This is a genomic window from Ochrobactrum sp. AP1BH01-1 (genome assembly GCF_018066705.1).
Taxonomy (GTDB): domain Bacteria; phylum Pseudomonadota; class Alphaproteobacteria; order Rhizobiales; family Rhizobiaceae; genus Brucella.
In genome coordinates, this window is the sequence record NZ_JAGPOU010000002.1 from 363,181 (window position 1) to 388,292 (window position 25,112).

The window sequence follows — 25,112 nt, forward strand, 5'->3', positions numbered from 1 at the left end:
ACGCGTAGCGCAGACTAAAGATATTTCCGAAGCCAGCCGGTGGAAAGCTCCATCGCCGCACCCAGCGCGCGCTTCGAGAGACTTCCTTCCTCGACGGATTGGTCCGTAAAAACAGGGACATCGAGAAGAATGCTGCCATTAAGCTCTAACTGAAGAACCCCGACCTGCTGGTTGCCGGCGACAGGGGCATCAAGTGGTCCTTTATAGACAATACGAGCTTTCAGCTTGTCGCGGCCGTCCTTCGGCAGCAACAGTTCGACGCGATCCTTGATTTTCAGCGGCACATGCGTGAGCGCACCGCCGAAAACCTGCGCCTCACCCACAATTTCGTCTGCCGGGTAAAGCTGCACGTCGTCAAAGGCCGTCATCCCCCATTGCAGGAGACGCTTTGCCTCTTCTTCACGCTCCTTGATGCTGGCAAGACCGCTCATCGCCAGATAAAGCCTGCGGCCGTTCTGTTCCGCCGACCCGACCAGCGCAAAGCCCGATGCTTCGGTAAAACCTGTTCCCATGCCGTCAGCTCCGACATCAAGCCGCAACAATGGATTACGGTTGCGTTGCATGATGTTGTTCCAGGTAAACGCTGGCTGGGCATAATATTTATAATATTCAGGATGGGCGGTTCGTATATGTCGCGCCAGTTTGACCAGATCCTGCAGTGAGACTGCCTGCCCTTCAGCGGGGAGACCTGTCGAGTTTACAAATTTGGAGTTGGTCAAGCCAAGCTCCCGCGCACGATCATTCATACGCTTCGCAAATGCCTGTTCGCTGCCTGCCAGCCCTTCAGCCAGCACGATGGCGCCATCATTCGCCGACTGAACAATCATTCCCTGGAGCAGATCGGCAACGGTCGGTGCTGACTTGATGCGCGCGAACATCGTTGCCGTTCCCGACGGGGCACCACCGGTTCTCCAGGCGTTCTCGCTGACGATATAAGGCGTTTCGAGTGTCGTGACACCCTTCTCGAGGGCCTCGAAGACCACTTCCGCCGTCATCAGCTTGGCAAGAGAAGCGGGCGGAATAGGAACATTGGCATTCTTTGAGAGAAGCACCGTTCCGCTTCGATCATCGACAAGCAATACCTGCGGAGCCTTTGAAACAAATGCTGCCTCGACAGGTGCTGCTGAACAAATAGCTGGCACGAAAACCTCGACCGAAAGGCTAACGGCAGCGGCACGCACGAATACCAGTGTTTTTGATAACAGCCCCATACAAACCCCGTTACGTGAGCAATGTCTTAGAGCTTACGCAACGAATCTGACCAAAATCAATATGCTAGCGTTTATCACCGCATCGTGAGCTCAATCGAGGCGAACGACAAACGCATTCACTGCACCGGCCTTCCAGGCCTCGCGCAACAAGGCATCGTTTCCACCGTTCGTCGCCATGGCCGTCAACTCATAGATTGCGCCGGTGTCGGTCGGAAGCTTGGTCAGTGTAAATCTGGTCGAGTGAGGCAGGGATGACTGAATCTGCTTTGCCTCTTCCAGCGTATCGAACGTGCCAAGCTCGACATATTCTCCATGTTCTTCAGCCTCGCGGCGCTTCCACGCGCTTGAGATCGCATCCTTGGTCAAGATGCTGCCATAGGCACGCTCCTCAGTATAAGCCGCCGCGGCAAGCCGATCAGTGGCATAACCGGCAAGACCGCTCACGCCGGCAGCATTCGCCACCCCAAAGCTGGAACCCGGACGTTGCGATGGAACGGGCACATTTGCCGGGAGCAATGGCGCTACCCCACCCGACGGATCGCCGTAAGCGGGATCGACGGCAAAAGGTGAGTTTTCAGGTATAGGCGCAGAAACCGGAACCGCATCCATCACCGGCATCGGAACACGAGACTTCGGCGAAGAAGGCGTCGGCCCGTTCATCGCCATCATAACGCCAGTTGCAGGCTGGCCGATCGCGTCTCCACCACCAGAGCGATAAGAAGCCATCAGGAATGAATCGTCGTTGCCATCCAACGGAGCTCTTCCGACGTATTCGACCTTCACATTCGCCGTTCCGTGGTGCTGGTAATCCAGCATCTCGGCGGCTTTCTGCGACAAATCGATCACGCGATCATATTCATACGGACCCCGATCATTAACGCGCACGATCACCGAACTGCCATTGGCAAGATTGGTCACGCGGGCATAACTCGGCAGCGGCATGGTTGGATGCGCAGCCGTCAAATGGGTCATGTCGTAGACTTCGCCATTGGCAGTCAGGCGTCCGTGGAAAGCTTCGCCATACCATGAGGCATGGCCTACCTTGACGTAATTCTTATCTTCCTTGGGGTAATACCAGCGTCCCTTAACCTTGTAAGGCTGACCGGTCTGATCTCGCCCGCCGCCACGCGGCAAGGGTTTCCCTTTGGAAAAAGCCACACGAGGACTGGCTTTCACGCCGTATTTGGATTCAGCGAAATATTCCTTGGATCGCTTGGTTTTCGACTGCGGCTGCGGCGCTGATGCGCATCCAGCCAGAGCAACAGCGATAGCTATGAACGATAACATGGCGACGGAACCGCGCTTGTCTTGCGCATTCGCAGCCTTGCTGTTGACCGAAAGTTTCAGCCCTCGTTTCGAATCCATACGCCACACGTCCGTTACTCAGCAACACAACCGGAAACGCTGGTTGCGCCTTTTAGAATTTAGTGATGTCACCGATTCATTGATGGATCATTAAAGCTTTTGGAATTCCGCGCATTTGAGTCGCATTCAACGACGCTTCAACCGCACTGATTGTGTGCCCGGTGGAACAATCATTCACTCGAAACGTTGAATTTCCAACAGGAAGGAGAACACAAATGTTAAGAGCAATGATCCTTTGGCTGATGGGAGTTCCCCTCGTTGTCGTATTGCTTATCTGGTATTTTTTCTTTTGAAGGTGGAACGTTCGGTCCTTTCAACCGTTATTCATACGGCTCAAATGACCTCCGAGCCAGTCACCTAACGTCATGGATTAGACCCGCTTTGACCAAGGCGGGTCTTTTTTTAAGCCGGCATCAGGGTCTCAATGCCGGATCCGGCATGTAGACATTGATCGCCTTTCGCAGAAGGCGGAAATGAGCGGGTGTCCAGGTCGACAGTTCGCCATCAGTATTCACGGCACGCGGTTTTTTAGTGCGGACGATCACTTCTGTCGTTGGGAAAGCCCGTACGTCATCCCATTTGGATTGGGTACCGCGGCGCAGGCTCGGCAGCAGCCGCAAGAGTTTCCACCAGTGATCGACCTCCAGACTATAGAAATCGAGTTTACCATCGTCTACGGTCGCATCTTTCTCGACCGCCATGCCGCCGCCGTAGAATTTTCCATTCCCGACAGAGACCTGCAACGTGCGGATTTTTTCCGTCACGCCGTCATGCTCCAGATAGGCGGTGAAAAGCTCCGAACGCATGAGGATGCGCGCTGCAACAATGGCATAACCGAGCTTTCCCCACTTCTTCTTTGCGGCGGAACTGAGCTGCTGCGCCAATTCGGCGCTGAAACCGATGCTCGCGACATTGAAGTAGAGATGACCGTTCACTTCACCCAGATCGATGGGATAAACGTCGTAGGTTGCGAAGTGACGCGCCGCCTCCACAGGATCGGCAGGAATGCCGATGGTGCGGGCGAAATCGTTCGCGGTTCCAAGCGGAAGGATCGCAAGTGGTAATCCCGTTTCCATCACCCCCTTAGCCGCAGCATTCAAGGACCCATCACCGCCGCCGACAATTACAAGATCGCAATCTCTTTCCCGAAGGATCACGTCCGAAATCGTTTCGTCGCCCTCCGGATTTCGCTCGGTGAGCTGGAGCCCGCCGCGTTCCAACGCGGAACGAATGTCCGCACCGTATCCCCTGCCGTTTCGGGCATGTGGATTGACGATAAGAAGTGCCCGGCGCTTTGTGGTCTTACCCATGGATTCCCTGTCATCTGCAACAGCCTGCCAGTCTGGCTGCATGGTTCGGAGTTCATTTGCAGATGGCTTCTTAAACCGGGATATCAATGGAACGGTTCATAAAAAATTTGTCTCGATCCTGTAGTGGTTCGTGAGGCCGATAAATTGAACGCCATAGCAGGACGTAGCTCGCGACAAAACAGTTTGACGAGACCAGAAAGAGAACATAGTTTAACGAAATCAGCTGTAAAACTTTCTGATGCGGCTTCGTCAAGTTTGTCGCTAACTGACTGAAACATATTACAGTTTGCGGGTATGATGTAATGGTAGCCTGTCAGCTTCCCAAGCTGAACGCGCGGGTTCGATTCCCGCTACCCGCTCCAGCACAAACGCTGGAGATTACCGGATGTTCTCTCCGGTTTTGGGATCGACTTTGACCTCAACCTTGGCGCCAGCCTTGGTAACATATTCGATCTCATAATAACCGCGATCGTTCCAGTCGACTTCGTCGACGGAGGCCGTATCTGCGTTCTGTTCGATTTTTGCGATTATTTCTGAAAGCTTAGACCCTTCCGGCGGCGGAGAGGCGTAGGCTGCGGCAACAGACAAACCAAGAAACAGTGTCGAAACGATAAAACGCATGATGATCTCCTTAGCTATTCTAAAAGAGTAGGAGTTCAAACATCCTCTTCAAGGCCAATGAGCATTACTTTATGAGGGGACTTATCGAACCGGTGAAGGTCTGATCAATCATCGCTGCGAGTTTTGGCTCTGCTCCAGATAGGATCACAACGATCGCAAGCATCAATATCAATGGCGCGGCGAGAATGCCGCTCCTTACCGCCGGTTCGAGAATGCGGCGGGTCTTGTTGTTTCGCGTTGATTGCTCGTTTCTCATGCAACCAACAGTAGCCAGACAGACTTAATTGCCAGTTAAATAATGTAGTTAATGCTTTATCAGCGCTTGATTGCCGCTAATTTCCCTTGTTTCCGCGATATATATTGACGCCGAGTTCGCGAATTTTCTTGCGTAGCGTATTGCGGTTCAGTCCCAGAAGGTCGGCCGCCTTGATCTGATTTCCACGGGTCGCCGTAAGGCATGCGAGTATCAGAGGGTATTCCAGTTCAGCCAGAACCCGATGATAGAGCCCGGGCGGAGGCAAGTCGGAACCAAAAGACGCAAAATAACGCTGCATATTCTGCTCAACAGCCTGCGAAATGGAGATGTCTTCCATATCGCGACCGCCTGCGGAAACGACTTCCGGCTTGGCCAGTTCAGCCCGCAACTCCGTTTCAATAATTTCCGGCGAAATTTCTTCCTGCGGGTAAAGCGCTGCAAGCCTTCGCACAAGATTTTCAAGCTCGCGGACATTGCCCGGCCACGGATACCGGCGCATCATTTCCAAGCCGGCAGTGCTGATACGTTTCTCGGGTAAACCCTCTTCAGCAGCCCGCTTGAAAAAATGGCGTACGAGATCGGCTACATCCTCGCTACGCTCGCGAAGCGGCGGCAAACGCAGAGGCACGACATTGAGCCGGTAATAGAGATCCTCGCGAAACAGCCCCTGCGCTATCAGTTGCCGCAAATCCTTGTTGGTCGCCGCAACGATGCGCACGTCGGTCTTGATCGGCGTACGTCCGCCAACTGTCATATATTCACCTTGCTGCAACACGCGCAGAAGGCGGGTTTGCGCTTCCATGGGCATATCGCCGATCTCATCGAGAAACAGCGTTCCGCCATTTGCCTGTTCGAAGCGCCCGCTTGAGCGATTTTGCGCGCCAGTAAAGGCGCCCTTTTCATGCCCGAACAGTTCAGACTCGATCAGGTCGCGTGGGATCGCGGCCATATTGATCGCAACAAACGGCCCCTTTCGGCGCCGCCCGTATTCGTGCAGCGCGCGCGCAACCAGTTCCTTGCCCGTGCCGGATTCACCCGTGACCATGACTGTCAAATCCGTCTGCATCATACGCGCCAGCAAACGGTAGATTTCCTGCATCGCAGGCGACCGGCCCACCAGTGGCATGTTCTCTGCCTGCTCGTCGGAAAGAGCTGCCACAGGTTTATTCTTGGGCTCTGACAGCGCTCGGCCTACAATATTGATCAGTTCCGTCAGGTCGAATGGCTTCGGCAGATATTCGTAGGCTCCGGCCTCTGACGCCCTTATCGCCGTCATGAACGTGTTTTGCGCGCTCATCACAACGACCGGAAGGTCTGGGCGCATTTTCTTGATGCGCGGCAGAAGATCAAAGGCGTTTTCGTCCGGCATATTGACGTCAGTAATGACGAGATCGCCGTCACCGGCCGCCACCCAACGCCAAAGCGAAGCTGCGTTGGAAGTCACGCGTACATCATAGCCTGCCCGCGATAAGGCCTGGTTCAGCACTGTCCGAATGGCTGCATCGTCATCCGCCACCAATATGGTTCCAGTCGGACGTCCTGCGATCATGCGTTGTCTCCAATATTTCCAGCCGCATTCTCGGCATTTTTCCATGCAGGCATCAGAACGCGGAAAGTTGTGCGCGAGGGATGGCTGTCACATTCGATGATGCCGCCATGATCACCAATGATCTTTGCGACCAGCGCCAATCCCAGTCCCGAGCCATTGGTTTTCGTTGTCACGAAAGGATCGAACAGATGCGGCAGCATATCCTGGGGCACGCCGGGTCCGTTATCATGCACGCAGAATTCGAGTGGCAGCGCCACTCTGTCTCGTGCCCCGGGTACCTGTAGACGGATGCCCGGACGGTAAGCCGTGGAGAGGACGATCTCGCCACCCTCACGATCACCTATGGCTTCCGAGGCATTCTTCAGAAGATTGAGGAAAACCTGCACGAGCTGGTCACGATTGGCGAAAACCGGCGGGAGAGAAGGATCATAATCTTCTACAAAACGGATTTTTCGTGCGAACCCGTTCTTCGCAATCGCCTTCACATGATCCAGAACCGCATGAATATTGACGGCAGAACGCTCGATGGGGCGCTCGTCCGAGAAAACCTCCATGCGATCAACCAGTGAAACGATCCGATCCGTTTCATCGGTAATAAGACGCGCAAGCGCGCGATCCTCGTCGCTGACAACCTGTTCGAGCAATTGTGCCGCGCCGCGGATACCGGAGAGAGGATTCTTGATTTCATGGGCCAGCATCGATGCAAGTCCGGTCACGGACCGTGCCGCGCCGCGATGCGTCATCTGCCGGTCGATCTTTTCGGCCATCGTCTTTTCCTTGAAAAGGATGACCACGGCCCCCGGCAACTCTGCTACGGGCGCCACGTAAACATCGACGATACGTTCCGCCCCAAGACGCGGTGATGAAACATCGACGCGATATTCGTTCACCGGCATCTGGCTGGTGCGAACCTGATCGACCAGCGCTAGTAATGGGCTGCCGAAAGGCAGAAAGGATTCCAGCCGGTTACGCGCCAGAATGGACGAGCCTGAGCGAAAGAACTGCTCTGCATCCAGATTGGCATAGGCGATGTAATTTTCTACGCTGACCATAATAACCGGTTGGCTGATGGCGTCTAACACCACAGAGGGAATGCCGCTCACTTCTGCTCTTTCGCGCATCAGGCAACCTTTTTGAGCGCGGCTTCAGGAGCTTCGCGCATGAATATACGACGCAAAAGGTCGATGACGGCCTGCCTGTCTGTCAGGGTCATCACTTCTGCCTTCTCGGCGGACGTACACGTGGCACCAGCATGACGATCAAGATACCAGCCAAGATGCTTGCGGGAATGGCGAATGCCCGTCGTGTTGCCATAATGATCGAGCATATCTTCATAATGCTTTATAATATAATCGAGAATTTCACTTTTCGACTGTGGAGCAAAATCGCTTCCTGCGATTGCACCGGCCAACCACGGCTGGCCGTAAGAGGCACGTCCGACCATTACAGCATCCGCTCCGGAGCAACGCAGAATTTCCTCAGCATCATGTCGACACGCCACATCTCCGTTGGCAACCAAAGGAATCCTGATCGCGTCACGAACGGCGCGAATTGCATTCCAGTCCGCCTTGCCTTCATAAAACTGACAACGCGTACGCCCATGGACAGTCACCATGGTGATACCGGCCCCTTCGGCGCGTCTGGCAAGTTCAGGCGCGTTGATGCTTTTCTCGTCCCACCCCAGTCGCATCTTGAGCGTAACCGGAACGCTGACCGCATTAACGGTGGCTTCAACGAGGGTCATTGCGTGATCGAGATCGCGCATCAGCGCAGACCCGGAATAACCGCCAGTCACCTTCTTGGCCGGACAACCCATATTGATATCGATGATATCAGCGCCCTCGCCCTCGGCAATTCGTGCGGCTTCACCCATCCAATGCGCTTCGCGCCCGGCAAGCTGCACGACATGGGTGCCAAGTCCCCTACCCGAAAGGCGGAGAAGGCTTTCCTTATGACGATTGCAAAGTTCAGCACTGGCGACCATTTCAGACACGACCATGCCGGCGCCAGCCAATGCAGCACGCCTACGGAAGGGAAGGTCCGAAACGCCCGACATCGGTGCGAGAAAGACACGGTTGGCAAGCGCCACCCCACCAATGTTCAAAGGTTGCTCGAGAAAACTCACCGATAATGCCTATTTGATGTGCACAATGTAATTAGCTTATACATTAATCAACCTCACTTTTCAACGCAAGGAAAAGCATGCGCAAAATCGCGATAAATCAAATGTCGTCTGGCATTTATCTGCGCAAGGCATTATTCGGCTTGAAAACGCAAACTTGAACAGATGCAACCTTTGGCAGAGGCGACCACCATTTCAAAGATAGCAGCAGTCATTGTGGCAGCCGGCCGCGGTGAGCGAGCCGGGCAAAGCGTCGAAGGGCCGAAACAATATCGGCGTATCGGTGGCGAAGCCGTACTTGCCCGCACATTGCGCGCTTTCAGCGACTGCCCGTTGGTTGATAGCATCGTTGTCGTCATTCACCCCGACGACCATGCGCTCTACGAACGCGCCCTTCCGGAAAACTGCGGCAACATTCTTGTTGTGAATGGGGGGGCCACCCGCCAGGAATCGACGCGTCTTGGTCTCCTTGCGTTGCGAGACTACGCACCACAGTATGTGATGATCCATGACGGCGTGAGACCGTTTGTCAGCCAGGACCTGCTGAAGCGTATTGTCGAAAATCTCGCGCCTGATGAAGGCGTTCTACCGGCATTGGCCGTTTCGGACACGCTCAAGCAGTCAGCTACGGACGGAACGGTAAAGACGACGGTGCCTCGCGCCGGTCTTTTTGCGGCACAGACACCACAAGCATTCCCCTATTCGTCAATCCTCACTGCGCATGAAAAGGCATTCGCGATCAACAGGTCTGATTTTACGGACGATGCCGCTATTGCCGAATGGCAAAGTATCGCTGTCCGCATTATCGAGGGATCGGCGGACAATACAAAGCTTACCTGGGCAAAGGATATTGAAATGGCTGACAAGCGCCTGCGGCAAGACCACGTCTCGTTTCCCGATATTCGTACTGGCAATGGCTATGACGTCCATTCCTTTGAACCCGGAGATCATGTGACGCTGTGTGGCGTGAAAATTCCGCATGAAGCAAAACTCAATGGCCATTCGGACGCCGATGTGGGGCTTCATGCGCTGACCGACGCCTTGCTTGCGACACGCGGAGCTGGCGATATTGGCACGCATTTTCCTCCATCCGATCCCCAATGGAAGGGCGCGGCTTCCCGCATTTTTGTCGAACATGCCGCCAATATCGTACGTGAAGCAGGCGGTCGTATCGCCAATGTCGATGTGACTTTTATCAGCGAAGCACCGAAGATCGGCCCGCATCGCGCAGCAATGACAGAAGCGCTTTGCGACATGCTGGGCATTGCCGCAGACCGCGTGTCCATCAAAGCTACGACCAACGAAAAGCTTGGCTTTGTGGGGCGCCGAGAGGGTATCGCAGCAATCGCAACCGCAACCGTCATCTACCCCGGCGAGGTTCCCGAATGAGCCAACTCATCGCAGAAGAAAAAGCCATCGCCGTGCTGGAAGCTTGCCGTCGCGCTGGTGTGATGATCGCAACGGCTGAGTCCTGCACCGGAGGACTGATAGCAGGAGCTTTGACCGACATCGCCGGATCATCCGATGTCGTGGATCGTGGTTTTGTCACCTATGCCAATGAAGCAAAAGCCGAAATGATCGACGTTTCGATGGAATTGATCAATCGCTTTGGCGCGGTTTCGAAGGAAGTAGCACTTTCCATGGCTGAGGGGGCACTTGCCCGTTCCCACGCAGGGATAACCGTGGCAGTCACGGGAGTTGCCGGGCCGGGCGGTGGTACCGATGAAAAGCCTGTCGGTCTCGTTCACATTGCATCAGCGCGAAAAGGCCAACCGACCCTTCATCGCGAATACCGTTTCGGGCCAAAAACCCGGGCAGAAATTCGCCACGCGACCGTTCTCGCCGCACTGGACCTGGTTCTGGAAAACCTTCAATCAATTTAGAGCATATACTTTTATCTAGTGCGCCCTATCCTTGTCTTTGATCAGGCAAGGAGAACAGAGCGATGCGTTTTGATGGCAAGGTAGCAATCGTTACGGGCGGAGCAAGCGGCATCGGTGAAGCAACCGTTCGCGCTTTCATTCGAGAGGGAGCGAATGTTGTCATCGCCGACTATTCGGAGCATGGCCAGCAGTTGGCCAACGAGCTTGCAGGCGACAGCGAGCGCGCATTATTCATCAAGACCGATGTGACGGATACAAAAGCCGTGCAGGCGCTGGTTGCCAAAACCGTCGAAACCTATGGCCGTCTCGACATCATGTTCGCCAATGCAGGCATCGCAGCAGACGGCCCGATAGACGAATTGGATGAAACCGCTTGGCAAAAAACCATCGATATCAACCTCACCGGCGTCTATCTTTGCGATAAATACGCTATCGACCAGATGCGCTCGCAAGGCGGCGGCGTGATCGTGAATTGCGGCTCCATCCACAGCCATGTCGGAAAATCAGGTGTCACCGCTTATGCGGCAGCAAAGGGTGGCGTAAAACTTCTGACTCAGACCCTTGCCATTGATTACGGTGCACAGAACATTCGGGTGAATGCAGTCTGCCCCGGCTACATCGACACGCCACTTCTCAAGGATATTCCGGACGACAAGAAACAGGCGCTCGTGGCTTTGCATCCGATAGGTCGTCTCGGCCGCGCCGAAGAAGTCGCCAGCGTCGTGCTATTTCTGGCAAGCGATGACGCGTCCTTTGTCACCGGAGCATCCATACTGGTCGATGGCGGTTATACGGCGCAATAAAAATCACGCCGGAAAACCGGGGGTTCATTCAAGCCGTGCCATATATTTGATCGGCCCGTTTCTCGAAAGCCTCGGAAAACTTTTTGAAAGCGAGATCGAACATGGTCCCCATGAGAAGTCCGAGCGTGCGGCTCTTGAACTCGTAATCGATGAAGAACTCGACATCGCACTCACTCCCATCGCCCACCGGTTTGAAGGTCCAGCGATTGTCGAGATAGCGAAACGGCCCGTCGAGATATTTCACATCGATAACATTGTCTTCGGGCTTCAGCAGTACCTGGCTGGTGAATGTCTCGCGTATGAGCTTGTAACCAACCGTCATGTCGGCAATGAGAAGGGCCTTGCCGTCACGCTCCTTGCGGGAGCGAACCGACAAAGCCTCACACATCGGCAGAAACTGCGGATATTTCTCAACATCCGCAACGAGGCCGAACATCTGCTCTGCCCGGTGATGCACCCGCCTGACGGTAGTAAATTGCGGCATGTCTGATCTCAGGCCCGTGCAGCAATCTGCGCCTCGCGCGCTGCCCTCAGCTTGGCGAAATCGTCGCCTGCATGATGCGACGAACGCGTCAGCGGGCTGGACGCGACGAGAAGGAAGCCCTTCGTCCGACCAATTGTTTCGAACGATTTGAATTCGTCCGGCGTCACAAAGCGAATGACGGGATGATGCTTGCGCGTCGGCTGGAGATATTGACCAATGGTCATGAAATCCACATCCGCCGAACGCAGATCGTCCATCAGCTGCAAGATTTCATTCCGCTCTTCGCCGAGACCGACCATGATGCCGGACTTGGTGAAAATGGTTGGATCAAGTTCCTTGACACGCTGCAACAAGCGGATCGAATGGAAATAGCGGGCGCCGGGGCGAACCTTGAGATATTTCGAAGGCACGGTTTCCAGATTGTGGTTGAACACGTCCGGACGCGCCTTGACCACCACTTCCAGCGCACCTTCCTTGCGCAGGAAATCCGGCGTCAGGATTTCAATCGTGGTCGCAGGAGTGGCTTCGCGGATTGCTTGAATAACTTCCGCAAAATGCTGCGCTCCGCCATCGGCCAGATCATCGCGATCCACCGATGTGATGACCACATGCGTCAACCCCATCTGCTTGACGGCCTTGGCGATATTTTCGGGCTCATTCGGATCGAGCGCAGTCGGAATGCCGGTGGAGACATTACAGAAAGCACAGGCGCGTGTGCAAATCTCGCCCATGATCATGAAGGTCGCGTGCTTCTTTTCCCAGCACTCGCCAATATTCGGGCAACCGGCTTCTTCGCAAACCGTTACCAGATTGTTTGAACGAACGATATCGCGCGTTTCGCTGTAGCCACGCGAGACAGGAGCCTTGACGCGGATCCAGTCGGGCTTCTTCAGAACAACATTGTCTGGACGATGCGCCTTTTCAGGATGCCGCTCGCGCTTGCCTTGGTTCACCAGATCGAGAACTGTAACCATGCTTTTTCCTGCCTATCCGGTCCATTTTCATGAATGGACCTGAAATGCTTTCCAATTGGGTTTGGTCCTAATCCCTGCCCTCTACCCTGTCAACTTGAGCGATTTGCTACTCATCGCCGCGTAGCCAATCCGAGAGCGCGGAAAACCAATGCCCATATCAGGCCAAACACCAAACCCGCGGTTCCGAGCGCCAATGTGAGCACCCACACGCCATACCAGCCGGTTAAGGCCGTTCCGTTGATCGATATGGTGTTACCGCCGAGAACACTCAAGGTGCCGGCTGCAAAGCCCAGCACCAGTCCTCCTACGGTACACCATTTGATGATGGGCCAAGCGGCGCGCCGCCAAGGCCCTCCCTCTTCGATCAGCGGAATGAGCGTCTCTCCGTATTATGCGTTCAGCACGCGACCATATGCGTCCAGAACGCTTTCCTTCATCATTTCCGAAAGGGTCGGGTGCGGGAAGACCGAATGCATCAGTTCTTCCTCCGTCGTTTCAAGATTCATGGCGATCACGAAGCCCTGGATAAGCTCCGTGACTTCGGCACCAACCATATGGGCACCGAGTAGCTGCCCGGTCTTCTTGTCAAAGATGGTCTTGACCAGTCCCTGATCTTCACCGAGCGCAATCGCCTTGCCATTTGCGGCAAACGAATAACGGCCAACGCGGATGTCGTGACCTTTTTCCTTGGCTTTTGCTTCAGTCAGACCAACCGACGCAACCTGCGGATTACAATAGGTGCAGCCCGGAATCATGTTTTTTTCGAGCGGATGCACGTTCGGAAGACCGGCAATCTTCTCAATGCAAATGACGCCTTCATGCTCGGCCTTGTGCGCGAGCATCGGCGGACCGGCAACGTCACCGATAGCATAGATGCCCGCAACATCGGTCTTGCCGTAACCGTCGATGACAACGCATCCGCGATCGGTTTTGACGCCCAACGCTTCGAAGCCGAGATTCTCGATATTGCCCTGAACGCCTACAGCCGAGATCATGCGGTCAACGGTTAGCGACTGAGTCTTGCCGTCCTTGGTCTCGATGTGGGCGGTCACGTTGTTTGCGCCCTTCTCGACCTTTGTAACCTTGGCATCGGTGATGATCTTCAGGCCGCGCTTTTCAAGCTGCTTGCGAGCGAATGTGGAAATTTCCGCATCCTCAACCGGCATAATCTGCGGCATCAATTCTACGACCGTCACATCGACGCCCATGTCATTGTAGAAAGAAGCAAACTCGATACCGATTGCGCCCGAACCCATCACAAGCATGGACTTCGGCAGTTCCTGCGGAACCATTGCTTCGAAATAGGTCCAGATCAGCTTGCCATCCGGCTCGATGCCCGGCAGTGAACGCGGACGTGCGCCAGTGGCGACAATGACGTGCTTCGCCTTGTAGCCGCCCTCGCCCAGTACGCCCTTTGGAACGGGATTCTGCGGCTGCATCGGCTGCTTCGACGACTTGCTGACCGAAATCTCGACCGGATTGCTGCCCGAAGCAGCCTTGACGAGCTTCGCTTCGCCCCAGATCACATCGATCTTGTTCTTCTTCATCAGAAATCCGACGCCGCCGTTAAGGCGAGCCGAAACACCGCGCGAGCGCTGCACCACAGCCTTAACATCAGGCGTGATCTTGCCTTCCAGCTTCAAGCCGTAATCCTTGGCGTGTTCGCCAAAATGCAGAATTTCAGCCGAACGCAACAGCGCCTTGGTGGGAATACAGCCCCAGTTGAGGCAAATGCCACCCAGATGCTCGCGCTCGACGATAGCCGTCTTGAGACCAAGCTGCGCAGCGCGGATTGCGGTTACATAGCCACCCGGGCCCGAGCCGATAACAATAACGTCGTAAATGTCGGCCATATTGTCCTGCCTTTGCTCAGTTCACTTCTCGGGTGAGCAGCACCCAGTCGTGTCTTTTGTCCTGCCCAATGCGTTCTATCGCTTCGAGCCGCTCAATTTCCTTGAAACCATGGGCGCCGTAAAGGGAGAGCGCCACATCGTTGTGGCTTTCGGTTATCAGGCTGATTCCCGGATTACCGTTCCGGAGTGCCAAGTCAATTTCGTTGGCGACAAGGGCGCGGCCAATTCCTTTGCCGCGAAACTCCCGATAAACGCCAACGCTGTCTATGAAACGGTTGCCTATCACCTTGCGCTGCAGGTCGATCAACTGATCGAGAACCGGATGCTGCGGCGGGGCGTCGTTCAAACTGTCATCGAGTGTGAAGCCGATCGAAAGTCCGGCAATGTCGCCAGCCCATTCGGCAATCGTCGTGCTCTGCCAGCCTTCGGTCCCGTCGGCGCGCATATACTGCCGCCCACGTTCCATGGCCGTTTCAGTCCGTTCGTCGAGAACCGCACCATACCAGAGCCATGAAGCAAAGCCGTGCGAAGAGATATCGACAAGAATCGCTATCTCTGCGGCTTCGCGGCGTTCAGCCGGGCGTAGGTTCGGTTGTCCAGCCATTCAAAAACCTCAGGCGTCGAGTTCAACAGAACGCGACGCCCTTCAAGTTGATCAATCAGACCAGCATACCCATCGGGTTTTCGATGTGACGCTTAAAGGCCTGTGCAAGTTCAGCAGCCAACGCACCATCCACGGCACGATGATCGGTTGAAAGGGTTACGGACATAACGGTCGCAACCTTGATTTCACCGTTCTTGACCACTGCACGCTGTTCACCTGCACCGATTGCGAAAATGGTCGCGTGCGGCGGATTGATGATGGCGGCAAAGTCCTTCACACCGAACATGCCGAGATTGGACACGGAGGTCGAACCACCCTGATACTCTTCAGGCTTCAGCTTGCGATCACGCGCGCGCTTGGCAAGATCTTTCATCTCATTCGAAATCGCTGACAATGTCTTCGAATCCGACTGACGAACGATAGGCGTAATCAGACCGCCCGGGATCGAGACAGCCACGCCGACATCAGCACGCTTGTGCTTGATCATGCCACCTTCGGTCCACGACACATTTGCATCCGGCACGTCACGCAGGGCAAGAGCCGCCGCCTTGATGACCATATCGTTGACCGAAAGCTTGTAGGCCGGAACCTCCCCTTTTTCGGTCTTGATCATGGGTGAAGCGGCATTGATCTGCGAACGCAGGGCCAGAAGCGCATCCAGTTCGCAATCTATCGTCAGATAGAAATGCGGAACAGTCTGCTTTGATTCCACCAGACGGCGGGCAATCGTTTTGCGCATGCCGTCGTGCGGAACGATCTCGTAGGTGCCTTCTTCAAAGAGCTTGAGAACGGCATCATCCGACATCGGCTTTGGAGCGGCAGCAGACGCAGCTTCCGCCTTCGGCGCAGTAGCCTTGGCACCGCCGGAAGCCACAGCGGCTTCCACATCGCGCTGAACGACACGGCCATGGGGACCGGTGCCCTTCACGGCAGCGATATCGACACCGGATTCCTTGGCGATACGACGAGCAAGCGGAGACGCAAACACGCGGTCGCCCTTATTCGAGACAGCAGCGGGCTGCTCTGCCTTGGCTGGCACAGGCGCCGTTGTAGGAGTGGCTTCTTTCTTTGCTTCGGCAGGCTTCGGCTCTTCCTTGGGAGCCTCCGTCTTGGCTTCTGCCTGGGGGGCAGAAGCTGCACCCTTTGCAGCAGCAGCCACGTCCTCGCCTTCTTCCGCGAGGATAGCGATCAGCGCGTTGACCTTGACGCCTTCGGAGCCCGCGGGAACCACGATCTTGGCAATCGTGCCTTCGTCTACAGCTTCGACTTCCATCGTGGCCTTGTCGGTCTCAATTTCAGCAATAACATCGCCGGGAGCGATCTTGTCGCCTTCCTTGACCAGCCATTTCGACAGGTTGCCTTCTTCCATCGTCGGAGAAAGCGCTGGCATGGTGATATTGATCGGCATGTCCAGACCCTTTCTGTTTAAGCGGTATAGGTAACGGCTTTCACCGCTTCGACCACTTCGGCAACCGTCGGCAGCGCCAGCTTTTCCAGATTTGCCGCATAAGGCATCGGAACATCCTTACCGGCAATGGTGAGGATCGGCGCATCGAGATAATCGAAAGCCTGCTGCATGACGCGGGTGGCGATTTCCGTACCAACGGACGACTGCGGGAAACCTTCTTCCACCGTCACCAGTCGACCAGTCTTCTTGACCGATTCGACTACCGTTGGAATATCCATCGGACGGATCGTGCGCAGATCGATGATTTCAACATCGATGCCCTGCTCGGCCAACTCTTCCGCCGCCTTGACGGCGTAGGTCATCCCGATGCCGAACGAAACGATGGTGGCGTCCTTGCCCTGCTTGTGGATGCGAGCCTTGCCGATCGGCAGAACGAAATCATCAAGCTTTGGCACATCGAAATGATGACCGTAAAGGATTTCGTTTTCGAGGAAAATCACCGGATTCGGATCGCGAATTGCAGCCTTCAGCAGACCCTTGGCGTCGGCTGCCGTATACGGCATGACGACCTTCAAACCCGGAATGTGGCTGTACCAGGCAGCATAGCATTGCGAATGCTGTGCAGCAACGCGTGCAGCCGCACCGGATGGACCGCGGAATACCATCGGAGCGCCCATCTGCCCGCCGGACATATAAAGCGTCTTGGCGGCAGAGTTCACGATCTGGTCGATTGCCTGCATGGCAAAGTTGAAGGTCATGAATTCAACGATCGGACGCAGCCCTGCGAAGGCAGCGCCAACACCAACACCCGCAAAGCCATGTTCTGTGATCGGGGTATCGACAACGCGCTTGGAACCGAACTCGTCAAGCAGCCCCTGGGTTACTTTGTAAGCACCCTGATATTCGGCAACTTCTTCGCCCATCACGAAAACGTTCGGGTTGCGGCGCATTTCTTCGGCCATCGCATCGCGAAGCGCTTCGCGAACTGTGGTGGAGACCATTTCCGTTCCAGCCGGAATGTCGGGATCGGACGCAACTTCGAGCGCGGGAGCTTTAGGAGCAGCCGGAACAGCGTCAGCCTTCTTTTCTTCGGCCTTGGGTTCTTCCTTGGCTTCGGCCTTCGGCGCTTCAGCCTTCGCAGCCGGAGCGGAACCGATATCGGAAGCGCTTTCGCCGTCACCGAGGAGCACGGCAATCGGCGTATTGACCTTCACGCCTTCCGTGCCTTCGTCCACAAGGATCTTACCGATCGTACCTTCATCGACAGCTTCGACTTCCATCGTCGCCTTGTCGGTTTCGATTTCAGCGATCACATCGCCGGACGTAACCTTGTCGCCTTCTTTCTTCAGCCACTTGGAGAGCTTGCCCTCTTCCATGGTTGGGGAAAGTGCGGGCATGAGAATTTCTACGGGCATGACAACACCTTCCTGGAATTAGAGCAGAATATCCGTGTAGAGCTCGGATGCATCCGGCTCCGGATCGTTTTGAGCGAAATCGGCAGAATCGGCGACGATGTCGCGAACTTCCTTGTCGATCTCCTTCAGCTCTTCCTCGGTTGCCCAGCCCTTTTCGATCAGACGCTGTTTGACCTGCTCGATCGGATCGTGTTCGGAGCGCATCTTCTGCACTTCTTCCTTCGAGCGATACTTGGCAGGGTCCGACATCGAGTGACCGCGATAGCGATAGGTCTGCATGTCGAGAATGATCGGCCCCTTGCCGGAACGCGTCCATTCTACAGCGAGATCGGCAGCTGCCTTGACTGCGCGAACGTCCATGCCGTCCACCTGGATACCAGGAATATTGAAAGACAGACCGCGCTTCGAGAAATCCGTTTCTGCAGATGAACGCGAAACGGAAGTGCCCATGGCGTAGCGGTTGTTCTCAATGATGTAGACCACCGGCAGCTTCCACAGCGATGCCATGTTGAAGCTTTCGTAGACCTGCCCCTGATTGGAAGCACCGTCACCGAAATAGGTCAGCGTCACATTATCGTTGTCGCGATAGCGATTCGCGAACGCGAGGCCCGTCCCGAGCGAAACCTGCGCACCGACGATACCATGACCGCCGTAGAAGTTCTTTTCTTTGGAGAACATGTGCATGGAGCCGCCCTTGCCCTTGGAAAGGCCGCTGCGACGTCCGGTCAGTTCAGCCATTACGCCGCGCGCGCTCATGCCCGCTGCAAGCATATGACCGTGATCACGATAGGCGGTGATAACCTGATCACCTTCCTTCAGCGCCATCTGCATGCCGACCACCACGGCCTCCTGGCCAATATAAAGGTGGCAGAAACCGCCAATGAAGCCCATGCCATAAAGCTGGCCGGCCTTTTCTTCGAAACGCCGGATCAGCAGCATCTCGCGATAAGCGTCCAACTCCTGCTTCTTGTCGAAGTTCGCAGGTGCAGGTGCCTTGGGTGCAGTCACAGAAGACGCCTGCGTTTTGCTTGCAGGCGACTTTTTAGCCCTCGGTGCCATTTCTCGCTCCCTAAATTGTCGTTCTATTGTGACGTTATACGGGCATACCACAAGATACAATATGCACCCAGAGCATAGCTGCTATGCCGCCAAGCCCTTAAAAACATATCACAAAAAGACAATTAACCGGATTTCAGTTAATTCGATCGATCTTCCCGGGAGGTGATAATCGTCACTTCGTCGGGATGGGAGAGATTAAGCGCCCTGCGCGCTTGCTCGTCAAGCATATCCTTCTCGATGGAACCGTCACGTAAAAGTGTGACTCGCTTTTCAAGCGCGTTGCGATCTGCCGTAACTTGTTCAAGCTGCTTGGCCAGCAGGCTTTTCTGCTCTTCCAGTTGGATGCGGGAATAAAGACCATATTCGCCATGGTAGGCGTGAAAGCCGAAATAGCTCAGAAACGCGGCTGTCAGAATGGGCAATACAAAACGCCCAAGGATCGATTTACGTTTCTGCTTGGTCCACATTTCGACTTCCTTCCCGGATAACCGGAGCCGCCACGAATCCTGCTTGGGGCATCGTTCCGAATTCCACCATCAAGCATTATTTTGCTTAACAGAGGTTTACCACAGGGTGATGTCGGAGGCGGGTATCCTGATTTTGTAAACGCCGGACGAGTAAGGCCAGCATGGAAGGAGCTGTTCCCGTTCAAACAAGAATCGAGAACGGCTCGTCACAAAGACAAACCGTTCTCTCGCGTCGGCATGAAATTGCTTGAAGAGCTCAAACGTCAACTATCGTAGAAAATCCGCCCATAATCATACGCTTGCCATCAAATGGCATCTGCTCACCCATCGCCTTCATACGCGGGTCACTCATCATCTTGCTGTTTGCCGCGTCGCGCGTCGCCTTGTCGGGATATTCGAACCAGGAGAACACAACCTCCTCATCCGCCTCTGCCTTAACCGCTCGGCGAAAATCGGTGACCTTGCCGTCCGGCACATCATCTCCCCACGCTTCGACCATGCGCGTAACGCCAAATTCTTTGAATAACGCAGCCGCCTCAGCAGCATGCTTACGATAAAGTTCCTTGTTCGCCTTTGGAACAGCGACCACAAATCCTTCAATATAAGCCATTTTTCTCTCTCCCATTGACACTTCCGCTCATAGTTTCGAGCCTACCGCCGGAACCCTCTTTGTCGATCCAACATGGCTCGTGCGGTAGATTTATAATAACATTGATATCAATATAAACCGGATTGGTCAATTTGCGTATTTCCACCCCGCTTTGGTGGAAAACTAAACCTCCCTGCCGAGACCGAGATTTTCATCATAGCCAAGTCGAATACGGCTATACGATAATGACCGCGGACTAAAAACCGCCCCACAGCTTCACCAGCATGTACATTATCACCATCAATATATAAGCGACTTATAAAGCAATAGCTTGGAATTATTACTTGAAGAAAGGTAGTTTAAAAAACATTATATTGCTGTATCTATAGATCATATGGCGATCTGAATTTTTATTTATATCAGGATCAGATATTTTTATATTACAGGATAATATCATGAACGAAACTATGATAAAACGCCTGCCGTGCATTATCATGTCGTTGTTTCCCGCCCTTTGGGGAATATTTAGTCTTCTTAACAATACAGCTGATTTTTCGGGAACTGCCGAAAATGCAATCAAGCCGCTCCTGGCTATGACTGACACGTATGGGATTCCCGGCGAAACATGGCGTGCGATCACCGTCAGTTGGGCTCCTTATGCAGCCCTTGCTGCGATCACAGCCACGGAAACGTTGGCGGGCCTGCTCGCCACTATCGGTTTTGTAAAAATGCTGCTCAACCTTCGCGGCAGCTACTCGAAATTCTCGGCCGGTAAAAACTGGGCGATACTGGGAGCGTGCTGCGCTGTCGCCGTGTGGGGCATCGGCTTCATGGTTATCGGCGGTGATTGGTTCATGGCCTGGGAAGCAAAAGAAAACTCGCTGAACACACAGTTGGACGCCCTTCTTTATGCGCTCCCCTCCATGATGTGCCTCGTAATCATGCTCTCTCATAAAGAAAGTGAAGCCTGATTAACTTTATTCATGCGCTTTCATAAACGAAAACGGCGGCCATCAGGCCGCCGTTTCTCATTCAATCACAATAGGATCAAAGAAATTTCAGTGCGCTGCGGCCAGCATACCGGGCCTGCTTGCCGAGTTCTTCCTCAATACGGATAAGCTGGTTGTACTTCGCCGTGCGGTCGGAACGCGCCAACGAGCCGGTCTTGATCTGTCCGCAGTTGGTGGCAACCGCGAGATCGGCAATCGTTGAGTCCTCGGTTTCACCCGAACGGTGCGACATGACGGCCGTGTAGCCTGCCTTGTGAGCGGTTTCGACAGCATCAAGCGTTTCGGACAGCGAACCGATCTGGTTGACCTTCACGAGAATCGAGTTGGCAACGCCCATACGGATGCCGTCGCGCAGGCGGGCCGAATTGGTGACGAACAGATCGTCGCCTACGAGCTGGCACTTGTTGCCGATCAGGTCGGTCAGATATTTCCAGCCTTCCCAGTCATCTTCGGCCATGCCGTCTTCGATCGTGACGATTGGATAGTCGCTGGCGAGCTTGGCGAGATACTTGGCTTGGGCCTTTGGATCGCGCGTCTTGCGTTCGCCTTCATAGACGTAGTTGCCATCCTTGAAGAATTCGGTTGCCGCGCAGTCGAGGCCGAGAGCGATATCTTCACCCGGCTTGAAGCCAGCCTTCTCAATCGATTCCATGATGAAATCGAGCGCAGCCTGAGCGTTCTTCAGGTTCGGGGCAAATCCGCCTTCATCACCGACATTGGTATTGTGACCGGCATCCTTGAGGCGCTTCTTCAGCGTGTGGAACACTTCCGATCCATAACGCACGGCTTCGCGAACGGATGAAGCGCCGACCGGAAGAATCATGAACTCCTGAAAATCAATCGGATTATCGGCATGTGCGCCACCATTGATGATGTTCATCATGGGAACCGGCAGAACATGAGCGTTGGCGCCACCGACGTAACGATAAAGAGGAAGCCCCGCCGCCTGAGCTGCCGCCTTGGCAACGGCAAGCGACACGCCCAGAATTGCATTCGCGCCGAGATTGCCCTTGTTTGCCGAGCCATCAAGATCGATCATCGTCTGGTCGATAAGCAGCTGGCTTTCAGCATCCATGCCGGCAATAGCGTCAAAAATCTTGCCATTGACCGCTTCAACGGCCTTTTCTACGCCCTTGCCCAGATAACGGGAACCACCGTCGCGCAATTCAACGGCTTCATGTGCACCAGTGGATGCGCCAGACGGAACCGCCGCGCGTCCGAAAGAGCCATCCTCAAGTACAACGTCCACTTCGACGGTCGGGTTACCGCGGCTGTCGAGAATTTCGCGGCCGACGATGTCGATGATTGCAGTCATAGGAACCAGTCCTTCCCTATAGATTGCCCCGCCATATCCGCGAGGCGCTTAACAAATCCGATGCGGCCATTCCTTAGCGCATAATCCTGAAACTTTGCAGACATTTCAGAAAAGATTATGCACCGGGCCAGTTTTTAAGCCTTAGCGAAACAAAAGGCGGAGGAAAATCCCCCGCCTTTCTAAATTCTCCGAGAACTGTTTAAAGCCCTTTCGCGATATGATCAAAAGCCATGAGCTTTTCGAGAAGTGCCGGCATCTTATCCACCGGCACCATGTTAGGACCATCGGATGGCGCGTTATCGGGGTCCTGATGCGTTTCAATGAAAAGCCCGGCGACGCCAACGGCAACAGCTGCACGTGCCAGCGTTTCCACGAATTCGCGCTGACCTCCCGATGAGCCGCCCTGCCCGCCCGGCTGCTGTACCGAGTGAGTCGCATCGAACACAACCGGCGAACCAAGTCCTGCCATGATCGGCAAGGAACGCATATCGGAAACAAGCGTATTATAGCCGAAAGAAACGCCGCGTTCTGTCGCCAGCACATTGGGATTGCCGCTTTCCGTGATCTTGGAAAGAACATTCTTCATGTCCCACGGCGCCAGAAACTGGCCCTTCTTGACGTTCACGACGCGTCCAGTCCTTGCCGCAGCGATCAACAGATCGGTCTGACGGCAGAGGAACGCCGGAATTTGCAGGACATCAACCACGGGAGCAACTTCGGCACATTGCTCTTCCGTATGGATATCGGTCAGCACTGGAAAACCGAACTCTTTCTTGAGATCGGTGAAGACTTCCATTGCCTTTTCGAGACCGATACCGCGCTCGGCCTCCAAGGAGGTACGATTGGCCTTGTCGAAGCTCGACTTGTAGACCAAGCCAATCCCGAGCTTGTCGGTCATTTCCTTGAGACGGCCAGCCATATCGAAAGCGTGTTCACGCGTTTCCATCTGGCACGGGCCTGCGATCAGAGCAAACGGCGCGCTGTTGGAGAAAGTAACGTTTCCGATTTTTACGGATGAATTGGCAGCCGCCATGACGTGAACCTCAATACTGAATGCCTTTCAGGTACCTTATCTGGCTTAAAGGCGGGTCGAAAACAAGACCACTTCCTGAAACCCGAAATGAAAACGCGCCCCGAAAGGCGCGTTGAAGTTTTAGACCAGACGGCTCTGTTCAATCGCCGCCTCAATAAAGGAAGCGAAGAGCGGATGAGGCTCGAACGGCCGAGATTTCAGTTCCGGATGATACTGAACGCCGATGAACCACGGATGGTCAGGGTATTCGACTGTTTCGGGCAGAACACCATCCGGCGACATGCCTGCAAAGTTCAGTCCGGCAGTTTCCAGACGTTCCTTGTAGTCGATATTGACCTCATAGCGATGACGATGACGCTCGGAAATATCGGTCGAACCATAGATTTCAGCGATCTTCGACCCCGGTTTCAATGCTGCTTCGTATGCGCCGAGACGCATCGTGCCGCCAAGGTCGCCCGCCGCTGCACGCTTTTCAAGCATATTGCCCTTCAGCCACTCGGTCATCAGGCCGACAACCGGCTCTTTGGACGGTCCGAATTCGGTCGAAGACGCATTTTCGATGCCAACGAGATTGCGCGCAGCCTCGATGCAGGCCATCTGCATACCGAAGCAGATGCCGAAGTAAGGAACCTTGCGTTCGCGAGCGAACTTTGCAGCCAGTATCTTGCCTTCCGCGCCACGTTCGCCGAAGCCGCCAGGCACCAGAATGCCATGAACTTTTTCCAGATATGGAGCCGGATCTTCGCTTTCGAAGACTTCAGCCTCGATCCAGTCGAGATTGACCTTCACCTTGTTGGCAAGGCCGCCGTGATAAAGCGCCTCGATCAGCGACTTATAGGCATCCTTGAGCCCCGTGTACTTGCCAACGATGGCGATAGTCACTTCGCCTTCCGGATTGTGAAGACGTTTGGAAACCTCTTCCCAACGATCCATACGCGGCTTCGGAGCCGGATCGATACCGAAGGCCGACAGGACTTCCGAATCAAGGCCTTCCTTATGATAGGCAATCGGAACATCATAAATCGTGGCCACGTCGAGCGCCTGAATGACAGCGCTTTCACGCACATTACAGAACAGCGACAGCTTGCGGCGTTCCGATTCAGGAATCTCACGATCAGCACGAACCAGAAGGATATCTGGAGCAATGCCGATAGAACGCAGTTCCTTGACTGAATGCTGGGTCGGCTTGGTCTTCAATTCGCCCGCCGCCGGGATATACGGCATCAGGGTCAGATGGATGTAAACCGCCGTCCCGCGTGGCAGTTCGTTGCCAAGCTGTCGAATGGCTTCGAGGAACGGCATGGCTTCAATGTCGCCAACCGTACCGCCGATTTCGCAAAGAACGAAATCATAGTCTTCGTTGCCTTCCAGGACGAAGTTCTTGATCTCGTCGGTCACATGCGGAATGACCTGAACCGTCGCACCAAGATAATCGCCGCGGCGTTCCTTTTCGATGATGTTCCGGTAGATACGACCAGTCGTGATATTGTCCTGCTGGTTGGCAGGGCGACCGGTGAACCGTTCGTAATGCCCCAGATCAAGGTCGGTTTCGGCACCATCGTCGGTGACGAACACCTCACCATGCTGGTAAGGCGACATCGTGCCGGGATCGACATTCAGATAAGGGTCGAGTTTACGGATACGCACGCGGTAACCACGTGCCTGAAGGAGTGCAGCCAGTGCTGCAGCAGCTATGCCTTTTCCAAGGGAAGAAACCACGCCGCCAGTGATGAATACATATCGCGCCATGGGCTTATCTCGTTAGACTTTCTTGATTGATT

The 25,112-nt window shown here is 54.7% G+C and carries 24 protein-coding genes and 1 tRNA gene; 5 read left to right on the forward strand and 20 right to left on the reverse strand.

The annotated features are described in order from the left end of the window. Positions 1-14: 14 nt before the first annotated feature. The 3 genes from J9800_RS07090 to J9800_RS07100 all read right to left on the reverse strand — a co-directional run bounded on the left by J9800_RS07090 (position 15) and on the right by J9800_RS07100 (position 3,886). Positions 15-1,211 carry a D-alanyl-D-alanine carboxypeptidase family protein gene (locus J9800_RS07090; RefSeq protein WP_114215309.1) on the reverse strand — a complete coding sequence of 399 codons (1,197 nt, stop codon included), beginning with the start codon at positions 1,209-1,211 and terminating at the stop codon, positions 15-17. Positions 1,212-1,301: 90 nt separating this feature from the next. After that, entirely contained in the window at positions 1,302-2,576 is a 1,275-nt protein-coding gene (locus J9800_RS07095) for a septal ring lytic transglycosylase RlpA family protein (RefSeq protein ID WP_114215308.1), read from the reverse strand. 413 nt (positions 2,577-2,989) lie between these two features. Beyond that, positions 2,990-3,886: a lipid kinase gene (locus J9800_RS07100; protein ID WP_114215698.1), complete on the reverse strand. Its 897-nt coding sequence runs from the start codon at positions 3,884-3,886 to the stop codon at positions 2,990-2,992. Positions 3,887-4,174: 288 nt separating this feature from the next. On the opposite strand from J9800_RS07100, the gene J9800_RS07105 reads away from it, so the two are divergent. Further along, a tRNA-Gly gene (locus tag J9800_RS07105) sits at positions 4,175-4,248 on the forward strand. 16 nt (positions 4,249-4,264) lie between these two features. Here J9800_RS07105 and J9800_RS07110 read toward each other — a convergent pair. The 4 genes from J9800_RS07110 to dusB all read right to left on the reverse strand — a co-directional run bounded on the left by J9800_RS07110 (position 4,265) and on the right by dusB (position 8,437). Continuing rightward, the gene (locus J9800_RS07110) at positions 4,265-4,507 is read right to left on the reverse strand and encodes a PepSY domain-containing protein (protein WP_114215307.1); all 243 of its coding nucleotides are present in this window, start codon (positions 4,505-4,507) and stop codon (positions 4,265-4,267) included. A 332-nt stretch (positions 4,508-4,839) separates the two neighbouring features. Further along, positions 4,840-6,312 carry a nitrogen regulation protein NR(I) gene (ntrC, locus tag J9800_RS07115; protein WP_112591715.1) on the reverse strand — a complete coding sequence of 491 codons (1,473 nt, stop codon included), beginning with the start codon at positions 6,310-6,312 and terminating at the stop codon, positions 4,840-4,842. Beyond that, on the reverse strand, positions 6,309-7,433 hold the full coding sequence (locus J9800_RS07120) for a two-component system sensor histidine kinase NtrB (RefSeq protein ID WP_114215306.1): 1,125 nt from the start codon (positions 7,431-7,433) through the stop codon (positions 6,309-6,311). Before J9800_RS07120 ends, ntrC begins: the two co-directional genes overlap by 4 nt. Beyond that, on the reverse strand, positions 7,433-8,437 hold the full coding sequence (gene dusB / locus J9800_RS07125) for a tRNA dihydrouridine synthase DusB (protein WP_114215305.1): 1,005 nt from the start codon (positions 8,435-8,437) through the stop codon (positions 7,433-7,435). The genes J9800_RS07120 and dusB overlap by 1 nt, the downstream gene beginning before the upstream one ends. 162 nt (positions 8,438-8,599) lie before the next feature. Here dusB and J9800_RS07130 point away from each other — a divergent pair, with 162 nt between their 5' ends. The 3 genes from J9800_RS07130 (at position 8,600) to J9800_RS07140 (ending at position 11,120) form a co-directional block, all read left to right on the forward strand. Beyond that, a complete protein-coding gene (locus J9800_RS07130; protein ID WP_114215304.1) occupies positions 8,600-9,823 on the forward strand; it encodes a bifunctional 2-C-methyl-D-erythritol 4-phosphate cytidylyltransferase/2-C-methyl-D-erythritol 2,4-cyclodiphosphate synthase in 1,224 nt (407 codons plus the stop codon). Then, on the forward strand, positions 9,820-10,317 hold the full coding sequence (locus J9800_RS07135) for a CinA family protein (protein ID WP_114215303.1): 498 nt from the start codon (positions 9,820-9,822) through the stop codon (positions 10,315-10,317). The genes J9800_RS07130 and J9800_RS07135 overlap by 4 nt, the downstream gene beginning before the upstream one ends. 62 nt (positions 10,318-10,379) lie before the next feature. Continuing rightward, positions 10,380-11,120: an SDR family NAD(P)-dependent oxidoreductase gene (locus tag J9800_RS07140; RefSeq protein WP_114215302.1), complete on the forward strand. Its 741-nt coding sequence runs from the start codon at positions 10,380-10,382 to the stop codon at positions 11,118-11,120. A gap of 28 nt (positions 11,121-11,148) precedes the next feature. Here J9800_RS07140 and J9800_RS07145 read toward each other — a convergent pair whose 3' ends face one another. The 10 genes from J9800_RS07145 to J9800_RS07190 form a co-directional block, all read right to left on the reverse strand. Further along, entirely contained in the window at positions 11,149-11,604 is a 456-nt protein-coding gene (locus tag J9800_RS07145; protein ID WP_112591706.1) for a type II toxin-antitoxin system RatA family toxin, read from the reverse strand. Between the two features lie 8 nt (positions 11,605-11,612). After that, positions 11,613-12,578, reverse strand: coding sequence for a lipoyl synthase (gene lipA, locus J9800_RS07150; protein WP_114215301.1), 966 nt, complete (start codon positions 12,576-12,578; stop codon positions 11,613-11,615). A 110-nt stretch (positions 12,579-12,688) separates the two neighbouring features. Beyond that, the gene (locus J9800_RS07155) at positions 12,689-12,874 is read right to left on the reverse strand and encodes a hypothetical protein (RefSeq protein ID WP_114215300.1); all 186 of its coding nucleotides are present in this window, start codon (positions 12,872-12,874) and stop codon (positions 12,689-12,691) included. A gap of 93 nt (positions 12,875-12,967) precedes the next feature. Then, a complete protein-coding gene (lpdA, locus tag J9800_RS07160) occupies positions 12,968-14,431 on the reverse strand; it encodes a dihydrolipoyl dehydrogenase (RefSeq protein WP_114215299.1) in 1,464 nt (487 codons plus the stop codon). A gap of 16 nt (positions 14,432-14,447) precedes the next feature. Beyond that, a complete protein-coding gene (locus tag J9800_RS07165; RefSeq protein ID WP_114215298.1) occupies positions 14,448-15,035 on the reverse strand; it encodes a GNAT family N-acetyltransferase in 588 nt (195 codons plus the stop codon). 55 nt (positions 15,036-15,090) lie between these two features. Then, on the reverse strand, positions 15,091-16,443 hold the full coding sequence (locus J9800_RS07170; protein ID WP_114215297.1) for a pyruvate dehydrogenase complex dihydrolipoamide acetyltransferase: 1,353 nt from the start codon (positions 16,441-16,443) through the stop codon (positions 15,091-15,093). A 17-nt stretch (positions 16,444-16,460) separates the two neighbouring features. Further along, complete coding sequence (locus J9800_RS07175) at positions 16,461-17,858, reverse strand: pyruvate dehydrogenase complex E1 component subunit beta (RefSeq protein WP_114215296.1); 1,398 nt, start codon at positions 17,856-17,858, stop codon at positions 16,461-16,463. A gap of 18 nt (positions 17,859-17,876) precedes the next feature. Then, positions 17,877-18,917 (reverse strand): pyruvate dehydrogenase (acetyl-transferring) E1 component subunit alpha, encoded by a 1,041-nt coding sequence (pdhA, locus tag J9800_RS07180; RefSeq protein ID WP_112591695.1) that lies wholly within the window; start codon positions 18,915-18,917, stop codon positions 17,877-17,879. Positions 18,918-19,054: 137 nt separating this feature from the next. Continuing rightward, positions 19,055-19,384 (reverse strand): FtsB family cell division protein, encoded by a 330-nt coding sequence (locus J9800_RS07185; RefSeq protein WP_114215295.1) that lies wholly within the window; start codon positions 19,382-19,384, stop codon positions 19,055-19,057. Positions 19,385-19,640: 256 nt separating this feature from the next. Beyond that, complete coding sequence (locus tag J9800_RS07190; RefSeq protein WP_114215294.1) at positions 19,641-19,994, reverse strand: DUF1428 domain-containing protein; 354 nt, start codon at positions 19,992-19,994, stop codon at positions 19,641-19,643. 434 nt (positions 19,995-20,428) lie between these two features. Here J9800_RS07190 and J9800_RS07195 point away from each other — a divergent pair, with 434 nt between their 5' ends. Then, on the forward strand, positions 20,429-20,944 hold the full coding sequence (locus tag J9800_RS07195; protein WP_114215293.1) for a DUF2165 family protein: 516 nt from the start codon (positions 20,429-20,431) through the stop codon (positions 20,942-20,944). Between the two features lie 76 nt (positions 20,945-21,020). On the opposite strand, the gene eno is transcribed toward J9800_RS07195, so the two are convergent. The 3 genes from eno to pyrG form a co-directional block, all read right to left on the reverse strand. After that, a complete protein-coding gene (eno, locus tag J9800_RS07200; RefSeq protein ID WP_112591690.1) occupies positions 21,021-22,298 on the reverse strand; it encodes a phosphopyruvate hydratase in 1,278 nt (425 codons plus the stop codon). Positions 22,299-22,497: 199 nt separating this feature from the next. Then, complete coding sequence (kdsA, locus tag J9800_RS07205) at positions 22,498-23,331, reverse strand: 3-deoxy-8-phosphooctulonate synthase (protein WP_114215292.1); 834 nt, start codon at positions 23,329-23,331, stop codon at positions 22,498-22,500. Between the two features lie 120 nt (positions 23,332-23,451). Further along, on the reverse strand, positions 23,452-25,080 hold the full coding sequence (gene pyrG / locus J9800_RS07210; protein WP_114215291.1) for a CTP synthase: 1,629 nt from the start codon (positions 25,078-25,080) through the stop codon (positions 23,452-23,454). Positions 25,081-25,112 lie beyond the last annotated feature (32 nt).

Excerpts from the sequence above, each read along its gene's own strand:
- J9800_RS07090 (WP_114215309.1), bottom strand. The coding sequence starts at position 1,211 with ATGGGGCTGTTATCAAAAACACTGGTATTCGTGCGTGCCGCTGCCGTT.
- J9800_RS07095 (WP_114215308.1), bottom strand. The coding sequence starts at position 2,576 with ATGGATTCGAAACGAGGGCTGAAACTTTCGGTCAACAGCAAGGCTGCG.
- J9800_RS07100 (WP_114215698.1), bottom strand. The coding sequence starts at position 3,886 with ATGGGTAAGACCACAAAGCGCCGGGCACTTCTTATCGTCAATCCACAT.
- J9800_RS07110 (WP_114215307.1), bottom strand. The coding sequence starts at position 4,507 with ATGCGTTTTATCGTTTCGACACTGTTTCTTGGTTTGTCTGTTGCCGCA.
- ntrC (WP_112591715.1), bottom strand. The coding sequence starts at position 6,312 with ATGATCGCAGGACGTCCGACTGGAACCATATTGGTGGCGGATGACGAT.
- J9800_RS07120 (WP_114215306.1), bottom strand. The coding sequence starts at position 7,433 with ATGCGCGAAAGAGCAGAAGTGAGCGGCATTCCCTCTGTGGTGTTAGAC.
- J9800_RS07130 (WP_114215304.1), top strand. The coding sequence starts at position 8,600 with ATGCAACCTTTGGCAGAGGCGACCACCATTTCAAAGATAGCAGCAGTC.
- J9800_RS07135 (WP_114215303.1), top strand. The coding sequence starts at position 9,820 with ATGAGCCAACTCATCGCAGAAGAAAAAGCCATCGCCGTGCTGGAAGCT.
- J9800_RS07140 (WP_114215302.1), top strand. The coding sequence starts at position 10,380 with ATGCGTTTTGATGGCAAGGTAGCAATCGTTACGGGCGGAGCAAGCGGC.
- J9800_RS07145 (WP_112591706.1), bottom strand. The coding sequence starts at position 11,604 with ATGCCGCAATTTACTACCGTCAGGCGGGTGCATCACCGGGCAGAGCAG.
- lipA (WP_114215301.1), bottom strand. The coding sequence starts at position 12,578 with ATGGTTACAGTTCTCGATCTGGTGAACCAAGGCAAGCGCGAGCGGCAT.
- lpdA (WP_114215299.1), bottom strand. The coding sequence starts at position 14,431 with ATGGCCGACATTTACGACGTTATTGTTATCGGCTCGGGCCCGGGTGGC.
- J9800_RS07165 (WP_114215298.1), bottom strand. The coding sequence starts at position 15,035 with ATGGCTGGACAACCGAACCTACGCCCGGCTGAACGCCGCGAAGCCGCA.
- J9800_RS07170 (WP_114215297.1), bottom strand. The coding sequence starts at position 16,443 with ATGCCGATCAATATCACCATGCCAGCGCTTTCTCCGACGATGGAAGAA.
- J9800_RS07175 (WP_114215296.1), bottom strand. The coding sequence starts at position 17,858 with ATGCCCGTAGAAATTCTCATGCCCGCACTTTCCCCAACCATGGAAGAG.
- pdhA (WP_112591695.1), bottom strand. The coding sequence starts at position 18,917 with ATGGCACCGAGGGCTAAAAAGTCGCCTGCAAGCAAAACGCAGGCGTCT.
- J9800_RS07185 (WP_114215295.1), bottom strand. The coding sequence starts at position 19,384 with ATGTGGACCAAGCAGAAACGTAAATCGATCCTTGGGCGTTTTGTATTG.
- J9800_RS07190 (WP_114215294.1), bottom strand. The coding sequence starts at position 19,994 with ATGGCTTATATTGAAGGATTTGTGGTCGCTGTTCCAAAGGCGAACAAG.
- J9800_RS07195 (WP_114215293.1), top strand. The coding sequence starts at position 20,429 with ATGAACGAAACTATGATAAAACGCCTGCCGTGCATTATCATGTCGTTG.
- eno (WP_112591690.1), bottom strand. The coding sequence starts at position 22,298 with ATGACTGCAATCATCGACATCGTCGGCCGCGAAATTCTCGACAGCCGC.
- kdsA (WP_114215292.1), bottom strand. The coding sequence starts at position 23,331 with ATGGCGGCTGCCAATTCATCCGTAAAAATCGGAAACGTTACTTTCTCC.
- pyrG (WP_114215291.1), bottom strand. The coding sequence starts at position 25,080 with ATGGCGCGATATGTATTCATCACTGGCGGCGTGGTTTCTTCCCTTGGA.